The 16,220-nt window shown below is 61.1% G+C and carries 19 protein-coding genes and 1 pseudogene; 11 read left to right on the plus strand and 9 right to left on the minus strand.

The window, feature by feature from the left end:
* Positions 1 to 55: 55 nt before the first annotated feature.
* On the minus strand, positions 56 to 715 hold the full coding sequence (locus NQL71_RS01895; RefSeq protein ID WP_046818482.1) for a glutathione S-transferase family protein: 660 nt from the start codon (positions 713 to 715) through the stop codon (positions 56 to 58).
* Positions 716 to 839: 124 nt separating this feature from the next.
* Here NQL71_RS01895 and NQL71_RS01900 point away from each other — a divergent pair, with 124 nt between their 5' ends.
* The 3 genes from NQL71_RS01900 (at position 840) to NQL71_RS01910 (ending at position 4,496) form a co-directional block, all read left to right on the plus strand.
* Positions 840 to 1,124: a hypothetical protein gene (locus NQL71_RS01900; RefSeq protein WP_046818483.1), complete on the plus strand. Its 285-nt coding sequence runs from the start codon at positions 840 to 842 to the stop codon at positions 1,122 to 1,124.
* Positions 1,125 to 1,208: 84 nt separating this feature from the next.
* Complete coding sequence (locus NQL71_RS01905; RefSeq protein WP_046818484.1) at positions 1,209 to 1,454, plus strand: TIGR02647 family protein; 246 nt, start codon at positions 1,209 to 1,211, stop codon at positions 1,452 to 1,454.
* A gap of 195 nt (positions 1,455 to 1,649) precedes the next feature.
* Positions 1,650 to 4,496 (plus strand): class I adenylate cyclase, encoded by a 2,847-nt coding sequence (locus NQL71_RS01910; RefSeq protein WP_274642197.1) that lies wholly within the window; start codon positions 1,650 to 1,652, stop codon positions 4,494 to 4,496.
* Between the two features lie 7 nt (positions 4,497 to 4,503).
* On the opposite strand, the gene rnk is transcribed toward NQL71_RS01910, so the two are convergent.
* The 3 genes from rnk to cyaY form a co-directional block, all read right to left on the minus strand.
* Positions 4,504 to 4,914, minus strand: coding sequence for a nucleoside diphosphate kinase regulator (rnk, locus tag NQL71_RS01915; protein WP_046818486.1), 411 nt, complete (start codon positions 4,912 to 4,914; stop codon positions 4,504 to 4,506).
* Between the two features lie 153 nt (positions 4,915 to 5,067).
* Entirely contained in the window at positions 5,068 to 5,295 is a 228-nt protein-coding gene (locus NQL71_RS01920; RefSeq protein ID WP_077184877.1) for a DUF1289 domain-containing protein, read from the minus strand.
* A 4-nt stretch (positions 5,296 to 5,299) separates the two neighbouring features.
* Positions 5,300 to 5,632, minus strand: a complete 333-nt coding sequence (gene cyaY, locus NQL71_RS01925) for an iron donor protein CyaY (RefSeq protein WP_046818488.1) — start codon at positions 5,630 to 5,632, stop codon at positions 5,300 to 5,302.
* A gap of 318 nt (positions 5,633 to 5,950) precedes the next feature.
* Here cyaY and lptM point away from each other — a divergent pair, with 318 nt between their 5' ends.
* From lptM to NQL71_RS01955, 6 genes are read left to right on the plus strand one after another with little or no spacing between them, the layout of a single operon-like run.
* Positions 5,951 to 6,124, plus strand: coding sequence for an LPS translocon maturation chaperone LptM (gene lptM, locus NQL71_RS01930; RefSeq protein WP_046818489.1), 174 nt, complete (start codon positions 5,951 to 5,953; stop codon positions 6,122 to 6,124).
* 9 nt (positions 6,125 to 6,133) lie between these two features.
* Positions 6,134 to 7,381, plus strand: coding sequence for a diaminopimelate decarboxylase (gene lysA / locus NQL71_RS01935; protein WP_046818490.1), 1,248 nt, complete (start codon positions 6,134 to 6,136; stop codon positions 7,379 to 7,381).
* Between the two features lie 4 nt (positions 7,382 to 7,385).
* Positions 7,386 to 8,216 carry a diaminopimelate epimerase gene (gene dapF, locus NQL71_RS01940; RefSeq protein WP_046818491.1) on the plus strand — a complete coding sequence of 277 codons (831 nt, stop codon included), beginning with the start codon at positions 7,386 to 7,388 and terminating at the stop codon, positions 8,214 to 8,216.
* Positions 8,217 to 8,229: 13 nt separating this feature from the next.
* Positions 8,230 to 8,955: a DUF484 family protein gene (locus NQL71_RS01945; protein WP_046818492.1), complete on the plus strand. Its 726-nt coding sequence runs from the start codon at positions 8,230 to 8,232 to the stop codon at positions 8,953 to 8,955.
* A 2-nt stretch (positions 8,956 to 8,957) separates the two neighbouring features.
* On the plus strand, positions 8,958 to 9,857 hold the full coding sequence (xerC, locus tag NQL71_RS01950; RefSeq protein ID WP_046818493.1) for a tyrosine recombinase XerC: 900 nt from the start codon (positions 8,958 to 8,960) through the stop codon (positions 9,855 to 9,857).
* The gene (locus NQL71_RS01955) at positions 9,854 to 10,561 is read left to right on the plus strand and encodes an HAD family hydrolase (RefSeq protein WP_077184880.1); all 708 of its coding nucleotides are present in this window, start codon (positions 9,854 to 9,856) and stop codon (positions 10,559 to 10,561) included. Before xerC ends, NQL71_RS01955 begins: the two co-directional genes overlap by 4 nt.
* A gap of 169 nt (positions 10,562 to 10,730) precedes the next feature.
* On the opposite strand, the gene sutA is transcribed toward NQL71_RS01955, so the two are convergent.
* The 4 genes from sutA to glnK all read right to left on the minus strand — a co-directional run bounded on the left by sutA (position 10,731) and on the right by glnK (position 13,509).
* Entirely contained in the window at positions 10,731 to 11,054 is a 324-nt protein-coding gene (gene sutA / locus NQL71_RS01960; protein ID WP_007980816.1) for a dormancy-specific transcriptional regulator SutA, read from the minus strand.
* A gap of 101 nt (positions 11,055 to 11,155) precedes the next feature.
* Entirely contained in the window at positions 11,156 to 11,581 is a 426-nt protein-coding gene (locus NQL71_RS01965) for a secondary thiamine-phosphate synthase enzyme YjbQ (protein WP_046818495.1), read from the minus strand.
* Between the two features lie 216 nt (positions 11,582 to 11,797).
* Entirely contained in the window at positions 11,798 to 13,135 is a 1,338-nt protein-coding gene (locus tag NQL71_RS01970) for an ammonium transporter (protein ID WP_046818496.1), read from the minus strand.
* Between the two features lie 35 nt (positions 13,136 to 13,170).
* On the minus strand, positions 13,171 to 13,509 hold the full coding sequence (gene glnK, locus NQL71_RS01975) for a P-II family nitrogen regulator (RefSeq protein ID WP_002555808.1): 339 nt from the start codon (positions 13,507 to 13,509) through the stop codon (positions 13,171 to 13,173).
* A gap of 421 nt (positions 13,510 to 13,930) precedes the next feature.
* On the opposite strand from glnK, the gene NQL71_RS01980 reads away from it, so the two are divergent.
* Positions 13,931 to 14,191, plus strand: coding sequence for an accessory factor UbiK family protein (locus NQL71_RS01980; RefSeq protein ID WP_077184883.1), 261 nt, complete (start codon positions 13,931 to 13,933; stop codon positions 14,189 to 14,191).
* Between the two features lie 368 nt (positions 14,192 to 14,559).
* Positions 14,560 to 16,053 carry a YifB family Mg chelatase-like AAA ATPase gene (locus NQL71_RS01985; protein WP_046818498.1) on the plus strand — a complete coding sequence of 498 codons (1,494 nt, stop codon included), beginning with the start codon at positions 14,560 to 14,562 and terminating at the stop codon, positions 16,051 to 16,053.
* Here NQL71_RS01985 and NQL71_RS36655 read toward each other — a convergent pair.
* Positions 16,001 to 16,210, minus strand: a pseudogene (locus tag NQL71_RS36655) (hypothetical protein); the annotation flags it as partial. The gene NQL71_RS01985 and the pseudogene NQL71_RS36655 sit on opposite strands and share 53 nt — an antisense overlap.
* Positions 16,211 to 16,220: the final 10 nt, after the last annotated feature.

A 16,220-nucleotide genomic window follows, 5' to 3' on the forward strand; every position in this document is an offset into this window, starting at 1 on the left:
GATCGAATGTGGGAGCGAGCCTGCTCGCGAAGGCGGCCTTAAGAGCGCTACAAACCTACTTCTTGGACGCGACCATCGCCATGAACGCTGGCATCGCCGCCTCCTTGTCCGCCGCAATCCGCTGCACGTTCGGATTATCTCCCAGACGTTCCAGCAGCGCCTTGGCAGCCGGCAGCTCCGCCAGCAGATCCATGCCAAACAGCTTCTTGGCAACCCCACACGCCAGCGGCACGCTGTACAGGAAATACAGATCCGCCACGCTCAGCGTTTCACCTGCCACGTAAGGGCTGAATTTTCCGTGCCGGCCTAACGCCGCAATACCCTGCAATAGTTCTGCTTTGGTTTTTTCCTTGATCGCGTCCGGCACGCTCGCGCCGAAAAATGCCTCGGGGTAGCAGGCCCGTCCTGGCAACTCGATGTACAACTCGATTTCCTTGGCCAGCGCCAATACCTGCGCCCGCTCGAACGGGTCGCTCGGCAGCAGCGGCGTGCCTTTATGGCTCTGTTCGATGAACTCGAGAATCACGCTGGTTTCATTGATGAAACCCTGCTCTGTACGCAGTACCGGGACTTTTCCGCGCGGGCTGATGGCCAGCGCTTCCGGGCTGGTGCCTGCGTAAAACGGCACTTCTTCGAACGGCAGTCCTTTTTCCAGCAGCGCCAGCTTGACCATGTTGTAGTAGTTGCTGACGGAAAAACCATAAAGCTTGAACATCACAGAGCCTCCAGGCCGTGCGGGGTGGGCAGTGCCTGTTTATAGAACGCCCGAAGCTTTCTTGCCAGCAGCATCACGCCGCTGAATGCAGTTAAACTGATGACCTTTCCTTAAGGAGCCTGCCATGAGCGAGCCAACCGATATCGACACCGACGAAGAAGAGTTCACCGAAAACACGCTGATCGAAGCCATCGAGAACCAGATCGAAAGCGATAACCCGCCCGCGGCCAAGGCAACGTTCAACAAGCTGACCCTGGTGGGTTACGAGCGCGAGGAAATCCTCAACCTGATGGCCCACGTGCTGGCCGTGGAAATCGACGCGATCCTCGAAGAAGACCGCGCGTTCAACACCGAATGGTACGAAGCCGCGCTTCGGGCGCTGCCAGAGCTTCCGCCGGAAAAGAAATAACGCGTCACAGTGACTGGACATACCGCACGAGTGGGATCACCTTAGGGGCGCTGTCGCCAAATTCCTAGAAAGTCTGGAGTCCTTATGTCGCTTACCCCTGAGTTGGTTGCCGAACTGGAAGTCCTCGCACTCTTCAACCTGGACAGTTCCCAGGAAGGTTTGAAAATTCATCAGACCGCTGCCCCGAAACACATTGCCGCCGCCAAACGCCTGTTTGAAAAAGAACTCATCGACCAGCCCGATGGCGGTTACCTGACCAGCCTGGGTCGTGACGCCGCGCAAAATGTGCAAACCGTTCTGACTATTCTGAGCGTTCAGGAAACAGCCTGAATTCCACCGCATTGCCCACGGAATCCCCCGCCACGGGTTTTCCGCGGGCACGTTCGGCCACCCGACGTCGCCCTGCGATAGAAATCTGACGCCAGAAATACAAAATCAGCTTAAAAGTCCCGGGGCCGAGGCGCTAAACTGCCCCTCATCCCGAGAGCCTCCACATCCGAGCCCTGCGAGCCGGTTTGAGCTGACATGACCCGCACCCATGAAATCCGCCCCGATCTGGACGAGGGAATTGACCGCAAGGTGCTCAGCCAGCTGCGTGCACGCTTCCTCAAGCTCAACGAGGGGCGCATGGCGCGAGCCATGGAAGGGTTGTCGACACGCCAGCAAGGGGTGTTGAACCTGCTGCCGCTGTTCTTCCACGTCAACCATCCGCTGCTGCCGGGTTACGTTTCGGGCAGCACGCCGGCCGGGCTGTCGAATTTCGAGCCGGATGCCGGCGTCCTCGCCGAAGCCCAGCGCCTGACCCGTTCCTTTTCCTATAAACCGCGCCACGGCAGCAATCCACCCCGGCCGATTCACGGCCTGTTCCTGATGGGAAGCCTCGGCACCCTGGCCCAGGCCGAGCAGAGTGATATGGACGTGTGGGTCTGTCACAGTCCGGATCTGAGTGAAAACGAACTCACTGAGTTGCGCAGGAAATGCCAACTGCTGGAAGCCTGGGCGACCAGCCAGGGCGCCGAGGCGCACTTCTTCCTGATTGACCCCGTGCGCTTCGTACGGGGTGAGCGCGACAGCCAGCTGAGCTCCGAAGACTGCGGCACCACCCAGCATTATCTGCTGCTGGACGAGTTTTATCGCACCGCGATCTGGCTGGCCGGGCGCACGCCGATCTGGTGGCTGGTGCCCGTGTATGAAGAAGCCAACTACGACCGGTACACCCACACCCTGACATCCAAGCGCTTCATCCGCGCCGACGAAACCCTGGACCTGGGTCATCTGGCCTGCATTCCGCCCGGGGAATTCATAGGTGCCGGACTCTGGCAATTGTTCAAGGGCATCGAGTCGCCGTACAAATCGGTGCTCAAACTCCTGCTGACCGAGGTGTACGCCAGCGAACATCCCAAGGTCCAATGCCTGAGCCTGCGCTTCAAACAGGCGGTGTTCGCCAACCGGCTCGATCTCGATGAGCTGGACCCCTATGTCGTGGTCTATCGGCGCATCGCCGAGTACCTCATCGCCCGCAATGAGCCGGAACGACTGGAGCTGGTGCGCCGAGCGCTGTACCTGAAGGTCAACCGAAAACTCACCGCCAGCGGCGGACGCCCCCAGGGCTGGCAACGCTCGCTGCTTGAGCGCCTGGCCCACGAATGGAAATGGGACCATCGCCAATTGGCCCTGCTCGACAGCCGCAGCCAGTGGAAAGTCCGCCAGGTCAGCTCGGAGCGCCGGGCCCTGGTCAACGAACTGAATTTCAGCTATCGCTTCCTGACCCAGTTCGCCCGCCAGGAACAAACCATCAGCCTGATCAACAAGCGTGACCTCAGCGTGCTGGGCCGACGCCTGTACGCGGCCTTCGACCGCAAGGCGAACAAGGTCGAGTTCATCAACCCCGGCATCGCCCCGGACCTGGCCGAAGACACTCTGACGCTGGTGTATGCGCCAACCAGGAAAGAACCGGGCCAAAGCCAGTGGGGCTTGTACAACGGCAGCCTGACCGTGATCGAGTGGGAACATTTCGCCCCGATCAAACGCAGTCGTCACTTGCTCGAGCTGCTCGCCTGGTGCCACCGCAACGGCGTGATCGACAGCAGCACCCGCCTGGCCTTGCACCCGGGCAGCAGCGACCTGAGCGAGTTCGAACTGTTCAACCTGCTGGGCAGCCTGCAACAGAGCATTCCCCTGCCACTGTCGACCGTCGCCGAAGAGCCCCTGCTGCGCGCCAGCGTGCCCAGCGAGGTGCTGATCCTGGTCAACGTCGGCATCGATCCGCTCAAGCACCACCGCGAACTGAACATCCTGATGACCACTGAGCGCACCGACTCCCTGAGCTACGCAGGTGTGAGGGAAAACCTGGTGCTGACCCTGGACCAGGTCACACTCAACAGCTGGAACGAAGTGCTGGTCAGCCGCTACGACGGCCCCCATGCCCTGCTCGATTGCCTGCGCGACTATCTCAACAGCCTGCCCGGCGGGCCGCAGCAGCCCAGGTTGAAAGTGCGCTGTTTCTGCCACAACCGCGCGCAATTCATCGCCCAGCGCGTCGAAGACATCCTCGACACCGCGCAGACCCTGCTGCTGAGCAAACTCAATCATCGCTATCTGATCCAGGTCCAACAGCATTACCACGTACTGGAGCTGATACCCGGCCAGGTCAAACACATCGCGCTGGCCACCCTGCCGGCGCTGCTCGATTACCTCGGTGAAGAACGGGCGAACTACAGTCCGCTGCACCTGGACCCGATGGCCTTGGACGACCACGACCTGGCGCTGCTGCTGCCCATGGGGCGGCCAGACTGTATCCAAGTGTTCTACCGGGTTAACGACGAGCAGGCCGACCTGTACGTGCTCGATGAATTCAACGCCTTGTGGCAGCAGCGCCTGCCGTGGCATGACGAGCAAAGCCTGCTGGTGCCGCTGCAGCGTTTCCTGCAATCGATTCAGTACCGGCGCGACGCCGCCCTGCCAATAGACGCGGCAACGCCTGCGAACCTGGATACCCTGTATTACCAACTGCTGCCTTCAGGTACCGGCAAGGCGCGGCGGATCGAGGCCCGATCGGCACCGCAAACCCCGGCCGACAAACCCTTCTATGACGTCCAGGCGATCGTCGGCAAAGCCGCACCGGGCAAGGTACAGGTCACGTTGTATTGCAATCAGCGGGAGTTTTCCGAGCTGGAACATGGCGACCAGCTGTTTCGCGTGGTCGCCCGGGAAATCGTCGAGCAACGCCGCGAGACCGAACGCTACCGCTGCTACATCACCGACCTGGACCTGTCAGGCCTGCTCGGTGATGGTCAGGGGTCAAGCCATCTGTATCTGCGTTACAAGGCCGACCTGGAGCGCGCATTGAACGAGGCGCTCGGGCAGGTCTGAAAAGACGTTACTCGGGGAAGGCGCCGCCGTTGGCTGGCTGCGATTCGACTTCCAGCAGAGTCAGTTTCAAGGTCTTGCCACCCGGCGCTGGCCAGTCGATGTGCTGACCAACCTTGAGCCCCAGCAGCGCACTCCCGACGGGTGCCAGAATGGAAATCTTGCCCTCGTCGGCGTTGGCATCCTTCGGATATACCAGCGTCAGGTGATAGTCCTTGCCACTGCCTTCTTCACGGCAATGCACTCGGGAGTTCATGGTCACGACATCGGCGGGCACTTCATCGTGGCCGACCACTGTATCGGCGCGATCCAGTTCGGTTTGCAGCGCGATAACGCCCGGCAGCGTTTCGTCCAGGCTGTCGATCAGGCGCTCCAGACGTTGTACGTCCAGACGGGTAAGGGTGATGGAAGGTGCGGTCATGATCAGGGCAGACTCCTTTCTTCTGCACGAAAAAAGCAAAACCCCGCCAGAAAAAGGCGGGGTTTTCACAAGCCTCGATGGGTTGAGGCGTACCCGGACACTATCACAGCTCAAAAAATATACAAGTCGCCACCGGCGTACGGCTGTATGCCCCTACCGGGGACCGGCGCCAGTCTTGCGCTGATCGGCCTGGGCGCAAATGACCCGCCGGCGCTGGTCATCCGCCGAGCGCCATTCACGGATGTCTTCGACATGGCGAAAACACCCGAGGCAGACCTTCTGCTCATCCAGCCGACACACGCCGCTGCACGGCGAAGGGACTGCCGGGCTGACATTGCTGTATAGCGGCTTGGGTGGCCGCACGGGGGCTGGTTGGGTCACGGCGTTACAGGCCTTCGAAATCGAGTTCGATGCCGGCCTGCTGCTTGACGATGCGCTCGAGCATTTCGCCCAGCTGCTCTTCGCTCTTGTCGCACATCCAGCGCTCGCTTTCTTCGTCGTAGTCGAAGTGGAAGCCGCCGGACACGGCCGCCAGCCACAGCTGGCGCAAAGGTTCCTGGCGACTGAAGATCAACTGGCTGCCGTTTTCGAACTTGACGGTCAGCACACCGGCCGAGCTCTCCAGATCGATATCCAGGTCACTCTCGTCAAAAATATCCTCCAGCGTCTGCTGGGTGGCATCGACCAGATCGTGGAAACGGGCTTCGGACAAACTCATTACGGCAACCTCAAAAAGTGTCTGATCAGGTTCAAGCGCCGCAAGATACGGCCGAGCCCCGCTGATTGCAAAGGATAACGATCATGGGCCGATATAGGTATATCAAACGCTGTACCTGTGGGAGCGGGCTTGCTCGCGAAGAGGCCGGCACATTCAACATCGTCGTTGCCTGAACCACCGCTTTCGCGAGCAAGCCCGCTCCCACAGTGTTCGATGCGCTTGCGACAAGGCCCGCCGGACGGGAGCCCCGTCACATAGGCAAGCTGCCGGGTGGCCGGTATACTCCGGCGCAATTAATGCATTTTCAAGGATTTCGCCATGAAGCGCCTGATCTCTTCCCTTGCTGCGCTCGTCGCGGTTGCCTGCCTGGTGTCGGCCTGTGGTCAGAAAGGTCCGTTGTACCTGCCCGATGAGGACCAGGACCCGGCAGAGCAGGCTCAGTCCTCGCAAAAGCAGCCGTCCAAATCGCACAAGCACGACGTCTACCAATAAGGGAACATCATGAACGCTTTTAACTACCGTGACGGTGAACTGTTCGCGGAAGGTGTTGCCCTGTCTGCTATCGCCGATCGCTTTGGTACACCGACCTACGTTTACTCGCGCGCGCACATCGAAGCCCAATACCTGGCGTATGCCGATGCTCTGGCCGGCATGCCTCACCTGGTCTGCTTCGCGGTCAAGGCCAACTCCAACCTGGGTGTGCTGAATGTCCTGGCTCGTCTTGGCGCCGGTTTCGACATCGTCTCCCGTGGCGAACTGGAACGCGTACTGGCCGCCGGCGGCAGCGCTGACAAGATCGTATTCTCCGGCGTCGGCAAGACCCGCGACGACATGCGTCGCGCCCTGGAAGTCGGTGTGCACTGCTTCAACGTCGAATCCACCGATGAGCTGGAGCGCCTGCAGGTTGTAGCTGCCGAGCTGGGTGTTCGCGCACCGATTTCGCTACGCGTGAACCCGGACGTCGATGCCGGTACACACCCGTACATCTCCACCGGTCTCAAAGAGAACAAGTTCGGCATTGCCATCGCCGACGCCGAAGACGTGTACGTGCGTGCCGCGCAATTGCCGAACCTGGAAGTGGTCGGCGTCGATTGCCATATCGGCTCGCAACTGACCACCCTGCCGCCGTTCATCGATGCCCTCGATCGCCTGCTGGGCCTGGTCGATCGCCTCGGCGACTGCGGCATCTACCTGCGCCACATCGACCTCGGTGGCGGCCTGGGCGTACGTTATCGCGATGAAGAGCCACCATTGGCGGGCGACTACATCAAGGCCGTGCGCGAGCGTCTCGACGGTCGCGACCTGGCGCTGGTGTTCGAGCCGGGCCGCTTCATCGTCGCCAATGCCGGCGTGCTGCTGACCCAGGTCGAATACCTCAAGCACACCGAGCACAAGGATTTCGCCATCGTCGACGCGGCCATGAACGACCTGATCCGTCCGGCGCTGTACCAGGCCTGGATGGACGTCACCGCCGTGCGCCCGCGCAACACCGCTGCGCGCGCCTACGACATCGTCGGCCCGATCTGCGAGACTGGCGACTTCCTGGCCAAGGATCGTGAGCTGGCCCTGGAAGAAGGCGACCTGCTGGCCGTGCATTCGGCCGGCGCCTATGGGTTTGTCATGAGCTCCAACTACAACACCCGCGGCCGCGCCGCTGAAGTGTTGGTGGACGGTGATCAGGCATTTGAAGTGCGTCGCCGTGAGACGGTAGCCGAGTTGTTTGCTGGCGAAAGCCTGCTGCCGGAGTGAAACCATGCTGCTGCGTTTTACCAAGATGCACGGCCTGGGCAATGACTTCATGGTCCTCGACCTGGTCAGCCAGCACGCGCATATTCTGCCAAAGCATGCCAAGCAGTGGGGCGATCGGCACACCGGCATCGGTTTCGACCAGCTGCTGATTGTCGAAGCCCCGAGCAACCCGGACGTGGACTTCCGCTATCGGATCTTCAACTCCGACGGCTCTGAAGTGGAGCAGTGCGGCAACGGTGCGCGCTGTTTCGCCCGCTTTGTGCTCGACAAGCGCCTGACCGCGAAACGGCAGATCCGTGTCGAAACCAAGAGCGGTATCATCGAGCTCGATGTTCGCAGCGATGGCCAGATCAGTGTCAACATGGGCGCTCCGCGACTAGTGCCGGCCGACATTCCGTTCCAGGCCCAAGAGCAGGCCCTGAACTATCAGGTCGACGTCGATGGCACGCCCGTCGAACTGGCCGCCGTGTCCATGGGCAACCCCCATGCCGTGGTGCGGGTCAGCGATATCAACAACGCACCGGTGCATGAACTGGGGCCGAAAATCGAACATCACCCGCGCTTCCCGGCACGGGTCAATGTCGGTTTTCTCCAGGTCATCGATCGGAACCGCGCGCAGTTGCGCGTCTGGGAACGCGGGGCCGGGGAAACCCAGGCCTGCGGTACCGGCGCCTGCGCCGCCGCCGTCGCCGCGATCAGCCAGGGGTGGATGGATTCGCCACTGCTGATCGACCTGCCTGGCGGGCGTCTGTCCATTGAATGGGCAGGCCCTGGCCAACCGGTCATGATGACCGGCCCGGCAGTGCGCGTTTATGAAGGACAAGTGCGTCTTTGAGTGAGCCACAGCCATGACCGATAAGCCTCAGGTACCCGCCCTACAGCCCGACGAATCAGCGTCCGAAAGCCTGGAGGCGGCGGCCGTTGCCGCGTACCTGGAGGCTCATCCGGACTTCTTCGTCGAGCACGAAGAGCTGCTTGCGTCCTTGCGCATCCCCCACCGGCGCGGCGATACCGTGTCGCTGGTGGAGCGGCAGATGACCATCCTGCGCGACCGCAACATAGAATTGCGCCATCGTCTTTCACACTTGATGGACGTCGCCCGCGACAATGACCGCCTGTTCGACAAGACCCGCCGACTGATTCTCTCCCTGCTCGACGCCAGCAGCCTGGAAGACGTGGTGATCTGCGTCGAAGACAGTCTGCGCCAGGACTTCCAGGTACCCTTCGTCAGCCTCATCCTGCTGGGCGACAACGCCATGCCGGTGGGCCGCTGGGTGACCCACGCCGATGCCCAGGTAGCCATTGGCGGCCTGCTGCTGGAAGACAAAAGCGTCAGCGGCAGCCTGCGCGAGCACGAACTGGATTTCCTGTTCGGCGAAGAACAGCGCAAGCAGATCGGTTCCACTGCCGTCGTCGCCATCAGCTATCAAGGCATCCACGGCATACTGGCCATTGCCAGTCGCGACCCGCAGCACTACAAGAGTTCGGTGGGCACGCTGTTCCTGAGCTACATCGCCGAAGTCATGGGCCGCGTGCTGCCACGGTTCAACAGCTCCCTGCGCTCGGTACGCTGATCATGGAACGGCAACTTGACGCTTACTGCGAACACCTGCGCAGTGAGCGACAGGTGTCGCCCCACACGCTTTCGGCCTACCGCCGCGACCTCGACAAAGTGCTGGGGTGGTGCGCCAAACAGAACATCGATAGCTGGGCCGCGCTGGACATCCAGCGCCTGCGCAGCCTGGTCGCCCGCCTGCATTCGCAAGGTCAATCGTCCCGTAGCCTGGCGCGGTTGCTGTCGGCGGTTCGCGGGCTCTATCACTACCTGAACCGTGAAGGCCTGTGCGACCACGACCCGGCCAATGGCCTGGCACCGCCCAAGGGCGAACGCCGCTTGCCGAAAACCCTCGACACCGACCGGGCGCTGCAACTGCTTGAAGGTGGCGTGGAAGACGACTTCCTGGCACGCCGGGACCAGGCGATCCTCGAACTGTTCTACTCCTCCGGGCTGCGCCTGTCAGAGCTGACCGGGCTCAATCTCGAACAGCTGGATCTGGCCGACGGCATGGTCCAGGTGCACGGCAAGGGCAGCAAGACCCGCCTGCTGCCAGTCGGCAAAAAAGCCCGCGAGGCGCTGGAGCAGTGGCTGCCGCTGCGGGCCATGGCCAACCCGGCGGACGACGCGGTGTTTGTCAGCCAGCAAGGCCGGCGCCTGGGGCCGCGGGCGATTCAGCTGCGGGTCAAGGCCGCTGGCGAACGCGAACTGGGGCAAAACCTGCACCCTCACATGTTGCGGCATTCTTTCGCCAGCCACCTGCTGGAATCCTCCCAGGACCTGCGGGCCGTGCAGGAACTGCTCGGCCACTCGGACATCAAGACCACCCAGATCTATACCCACCTGGATTTCCAGCACCTGGCAACCGTCTACGACAGCGCCCACCCACGGGCCAAACGCATTAAAGGCGACGATTCATGACCCTCCAACTGATCACTTTCGACCTCGATGACACCCTGTGGGACACCGCTCCGGTGATCGTCAGCGCCGAAGCCGTATTGCGTGAATGGCTGACGCAACATGCGCCCAACCTGGGAGCGGTGCCAGTGGAGCATCTGTGGGCCATTCGCGAGCGTATCCTGAGTATCGAACCCAACCTCAAGCACCGCATCAGCGCCTTGCGTCGTCGCGTGCTGTTTCAAGCATTGGAAGAAGCCGGATACGCCCATGCTTTGGCCTCGGACCTGGCCGACCAGAGTTTCGAAGTGTTCCTGCATGCCCGGCACCAGTTGGAAATCTTTCCGGAGGTGCAACCAACGCTGGAGGTGCTGGCTAACCATTACACCCTCGGCGTGGTCACCAACGGCAACGCCGATGTGCGTCGCTTGGGGCTGGCGGACTACTTCAAGTTTGCGTTGTGCGCCGAAGATATCGGCGTCGCCAAACCCGACGCGCGACTGTTCCATGAGGCATTGCAGCGTGGTGATGCAACCGCCGAAACGGCGGTGCATATCGGCGATCATCCCGGCGATGACATTGCCGGCGCCCAGCAGGCAGGGCTGCGCGCGATCTGGTTCAACCCGGCGGGCAAGGTTTGGGAAGCCGAGCGCTTGCCGGATGCCGAGATTCGCAGCCTGACCGAATTGCCGGCGTTGTTGGCGCAGTGGAATTCAGTTTCGGCCTGACCGAATCTGTAGGAGCTGGCTTGCCAGCGAAGGCGTCCTCAAGGATTACCCAAGATTCAAGGGCCCCTTCGCCGGCAAGCCGGCTCCTACAGGATCCGCGAACGATTTTGAGCCGCCCATGAAAAAGCCCGCAGCGACGGCGGGCTTTTTCAGCAAGCGCGTAGCAGGCTCAGATAGGCCGGCTGCCGTACTTGTTGTCTGGCTTCTTGGGCGGATCGGCGACCACATTGGCCTCCACTTCCTGCACCTTGCCGCCACGAGCCAGGAACTCTTCCATGGCCTTGGCCAGGGCGTCGCGTTCCTTGTTCTTGGCTTCGACACTCGGCAGCTCATCGACCGATACCGCTGCCTTGGCCTTGCCTTTGGCGGTCGGAACGGGGGCATCACCGCCGTCGTCTTCAGCGACGTCTTCCGCCGCTGCTTCCAGACCTTCTTCGGTTTCGTCGTCGTCGCCTACTTCGAGGTCGTCGTTTTCCAGATCATCGTCGCTCATGTTCTACCTCATGACTTGCGAAAAGCAGATTAGTTATAGCCCAGCTTTGCCCTCTGTCGAAGGCTGCCGGAAAAAAATCAACAGCCGCTGGTGACCAGCGGTTATGCCCCTTCACCGTGCAAGGTGGCGAGGACTTTACGAGCACCGCCGTGATCACGGTGCTCGCCTAGATAAACGCCTTGCCAGGTGCCTAACGCCAGCCGGCCTGCCGAGATCGGCAAACTGAGCTGACAGCCAAGCACGCTGGCCTTGAAATGCGCCGGGAGGTCGTCCAGGCCTTCGTCGTTATGCTCATAGCCGTCTGTTCCTTGTGGGATCAGACGATTGAAAAATCGTTCGAAGTCGCGACGTACCGCCGGATCGGCGTTCTCGTTGATGGTCAACGACGCCGAGGTATGCTGCAGCCACAAATGCAACAGACCGACCCGACATGCCTTGAGTTCAGGCAAGCCGGCGAGTAACTCGTCCGTTACCAGATGAAAGCCCCGAGGCCTCGCCCGCAGGGTTATCAGAGTCTGTTGCCACATACAGTTCTCCGCACGTTCGGGGCGCATTCTAGCGCGCTCTGGGAAAAAACAAAGGCCCTGATCATCCTTCATTTTTGTAAGCCATCGACCGTACAAATACACCCGACGCAAACATCGTAAAACCTGTAGGAAAAAACCTTTCAGCTCTCACTTCAATGACAAACTCCAGACAAAAAAATGCCCGGCAAGCCGGGCAAGTTTTTTTCATGCGCGTGCTTACAAGTTGTAGCCGCGTTCGTTGTGTAGCGCCAGATCGATGCCGACCGCTTCTTCTTCCTCGGTAATACGCAGGCCCATGACGGCGTCCAGGACCTTGAGGATGATGAAGGTGACGATCGCGGTGTAGATCACCGTGAAGCCCACGCCTTTGCACTGAATCCATACTTGCGCGGCGATGTCGGTCACGGTGCCGAAGCCACCCAGGGACGGCGCAGCGAAGACACCGGTGAGGATCGCGCCGAGGATACCGCCGATACCGTGCACGCCGAAGGCGTCCAGGGAGTCGTCATAGCCGAGTTTGCGTTTCAGGGTAGTCGCGCAGAAGAAGCACACCACGCCTGCGGCCAGACCGATCACCAGGGCGCCCATCGGGCCTACGGTGCCAGCGGCCGGGGTAATGGCTACCAGGCCGGCAACCACACCCGATGCAATGCCCAGTGCGCTTGGTTTGCCGTGGGTGACCCACTCGGCGAACATCCAGCCCAATGCCGCAGCGGCGGTTGCGATCTGGGTGACCAGCATCGCCATGCCGGCAGTGCCGTTGGCCGCCGCAGCGGAGCCGGCGTTGAAGCCGAACCAGCCAACCCACAGCATGGCCGCGCCCATCAAGGTGTAACCGAGGTTGTGCGGTGCCATCGGCGTGGTCGGGAAGCCTTTACGCTTACCCAGCACCAGGCAGGCAATCAGACCGGCCACACCGGCATTGATGTGCACCACGGTGCCGCCGGCGAAGTCCAGCACGCCCCAGTCCCACATCAGGCCGCCGTTGCCGGACCAGACCATGTGCGCGATCGGTGCATACACCAGGGTGAACCAGATGCCCATGAAGATCAGCATCGCGGAGAACTTCATGCGCTCGGCGAAGGCACCGACGATCAGCGCCGGGGTGATGATCGCGAAGGTCATCTGGAAGGTGATGAATACCGCCTCAGGGAACAGCGCGGCCGGGCCGGTCAGGCTGGATGGCGTGACACCGGCGAGGAAAGCCTTGCCCATGCCGCCGAAGAACGAGTTGAAGTTGACGACGCCCTGCTCCATGCCGGTGGTGTCGAACGCGATGCTGTAGCCATAAATGACCCACAGGACGCTGATCAGACCGGTAATGGCGAAGCACTGCATCATCACGGAAAGAATGTTTTTGGAACGAACCATACCGCCGTAGAACAGCGCGAGGCCGGGAATGGTCATGAACAGCACGAGAGCTGTCGAGGTCAACATCCAGGCGGTGTCGCCGGAGTTGAGGACTGGGGCCGCCACTTCGTCTGCCGCCAAAGCAAGGCTGGGCATTACGATGGACAACAGGGCTCCTAGCCCTGCGAATTTACGCAGAGTCATTTTGTTTTCTCCTGGGGCGTTGGGTTTGTGGCGGCTTAGATTGCGTCGGTATCGGTTTCGCCGGTACGGATGCGAATCGCCTGTTCCAGATTGACCACGAAGATCTTGCCGTCACCGATCTTGCCGGTGTTGGCCGCCTTGGTTATCGCCTCGATAACCCGGTCGAGATCCTTGTCGTCAATGGCGACATCAATCTTCACCTTTGGCAGGAAATCGACCACGTACTCCGCGCCGCGATACAGCTCGGTGTGACCCTTCTGCCGACCGAAGCCTTTGACTTCAGTAACGGTAATGCCCTGCACGCCGATCTCGGACAACGACTCGCGCACGTCGTCCAACTTGAACGGCTTGATGATGGCAGTGACTAGCTTCATGAAAACTCTCTCCCGAATTTGGTGGACTTGCCCCAGGAAAACAAACCCGTCTCAAGTCTAAGCGCAGTGCCTGGCTTTGTAACGCATCGTCGGCCTTACCTGCCCGTCCGACGCCAGCTAACCGCTCCTTGCGAAACACTCCCCGCGTTTCGCCTGGCGCACTGCATTCGTCACAGCGACTGCATCAGTGCATGGGTCATCAGCATCTAAGCAGAAAGCTTGCCATCTCCACAAAACGCATTGTTTTCAAGCCTTTGCCAACAGATCGCAACCACTTCACGACAGCACCCCACGCGTTACGCACAACAACGGTGCGTTGCCGTCCGTCCGCATGCGCGAAAAGCGTGCATTCCTTGCCCGCCGAATTGACTATAGACACTGCGTGGTACACTGCCCGCCATTGCTACCAGGACAATCCCCCATGCTCGCGCCCAAAGACTTCCTCGACGCCCTGACAGGCACCGCCTCCCGCCTCTTCAGCGGCGACACGCCACTGCCGAAAAGCGAAATCGAAAGCCAGTTCAAGGCGCTGTTGCAGAGCGGGTTCAGCAAGCTGGATCTGGTGAGCCGCGAAGAGTTCGATAGCCAGATGGTGGTGTTGGCGCGTACCCGGGCACGCTTGGAGGCTCTTGAGGCGAAAGTGGCGGAGATGGAAGCCAAGCTCACTCCCCCGTCCGAATAACACCACGATCCCTGTAGGAGCGGGCTTGCCCGCGATTGAAGACCTGCGTGTAGGTGTTCATCGTCGCGTTAACAGCGGCTTTGGCGTCATACACCCGTGGGAAGCCCATAAGGCCGACCTGCTCAACCATGGCTGCCAGACTATCTCGGCTCGAGGATCGGTGTTCCCATGGATGTCCTCTAATGCCGGCCTATAGTCACCACATTCAGTGTAAATCCCCCCTTGTAAACGCCCCATTCAAGGGCTTTTAAAGCCTCCCGCAACATCCAGCGAAAATTCATTTCCACTGCCCCCACGCGAAACCCTCATCTCCTGGCTACCCTTGAAAAACCCGCAGGAAGCGGCCTCCGTCATTTCAAGGAACGATCATGTCCCTCTCCATCGTCCACAGCCGCGCCCAGATTGGTGTGGATGCGCCCGCTGTCACCGTTGAAGTCCATCTGGCCAATGGTTTGCCATCGCTGACCATGGTCGGCCTGCCCGAGGCGGCGGTGAAGGAGAGCAAGGACCGGGTGCGCAGTGCGATCATCAATTCGGGGCTGCAGTTTCCACCTCGGCGCATTACCTTGAACCTGGCGCCGGCGGATTTGCCCAAGGATGGCGGGCGTTTCGATCTGGCGATCGCCCTGGGGATTCTCTCGGCCAGTGTGCAGGTGCCGACGCTGACGCTCGATGATGTGGAGTGCCTGGGGGAGCTGGCGCTGTCGGGTGCGGTCCGGGCCGTACGCGGAGTGTTGCCGGCGGCATTGGCGGCGCGCAAGGCCGGGCGATCGTTGGTGGTGCCGCGGGCCAATGCCGAGGAGGCGTGCCTGGCGTCGGGCTTGAAAGTGATTGCGGTGGATCATTTGCTGGAGGCTGTCGCGCATTTCAATGGGCATACGCCGATTGAGCCTTATGTTTCCAATGGCTTGCTCTACGCCAGCAAGCCTTATCCCGATTTGAATGAAGTGCAGGGTCAACTTGCGGCCAAACGGGCGCTGTTGATTGCTGCGGCGGGCGCGCACAACCTGTTGCTCAGCGGGCCGCCGGGGACGGGCAAGACACTCCTGGCGAGCCGTCTGCCCGGCCTCCTGCCGCCGCTTTCCGAAAGCGAGGCGCTGGAGGTGGCTGCCATCCAATCGGTCACCAGTTGCGTGCCCTTGAGCCATTGGCCTCATCGGCCGTTTCGCCAGCCCCACCATTCGGCTTCAGGCCCTGCGCTGGTGGGCGGCGGCTCGAAACCGCAGCCGGGCGAAATCACCCTTGCTCACCACGGCGTCCTGTTCCTTGATGAGCTTCCGGAGTTTGAACGCAGGGTGCTTGAGGTACTAAGGGAGCCGCTGGAGTCCGGCTATATCGTGATCTCCCGGGCAAAGGATCGTGTGCGATTCCCGGCGCGGTTCCAGTTGGTGGCGGCGATGAACCCGTGCCCCTGTGGATATCTTGGCGAACCTACGGGCCGCTGCTCATGCACCCCGGACATGGTGCAGCGCTACCGCAACAAGCTATCCGGCCCGCTGCTGGATCGGATCGATTTGCACTTGACCGTGGCACGGGAGGCCACGGCGCTGAATCCGCCCGTGAAACCAGGAGAGGACAGCGCCAGCGCCGCATTGATAGTGGCCGAGGCACGCGAGCGCCAACAGAAGCGTCAGGGCTGTGCCAATGCGTTTCTCGATCTACCGGGGTTGCGCAAGCACTGCACGTTATCCACAGTCGATGAAAACTGGCTGGAAACCGCGTGTGAACGGCTGAATCTCTCCCTACGTTCAGCCCATCGACTGCTCAAGGTCGCGCGCACGCTGGCGGACCTTGAACAAACCGACGGAATCAGACGCGAACATTTGGCCGAGGCGCTGCAATATCGGCCGACAACGCTCTAGCCGGCGCCCCCCCCTTGGTCAGATCAACCAACGGCTCTGCCGCACCTCCGTCTCCCGTCCACCCTGAATCTCGCTTACCAGCTTCATTTTTCCACTGGGAAAACACGGGCAGCGCCTGGGTATTGAAGCCCACCGAAATGCCCAGGCTGCCGGCCTCGTGGCTGATT

The organism is Pseudomonas serbica (assembly GCF_028823535.1).
Classification (GTDB): domain Bacteria; phylum Pseudomonadota; class Gammaproteobacteria; order Pseudomonadales; family Pseudomonadaceae; genus Aquipseudomonas; species Aquipseudomonas serbica.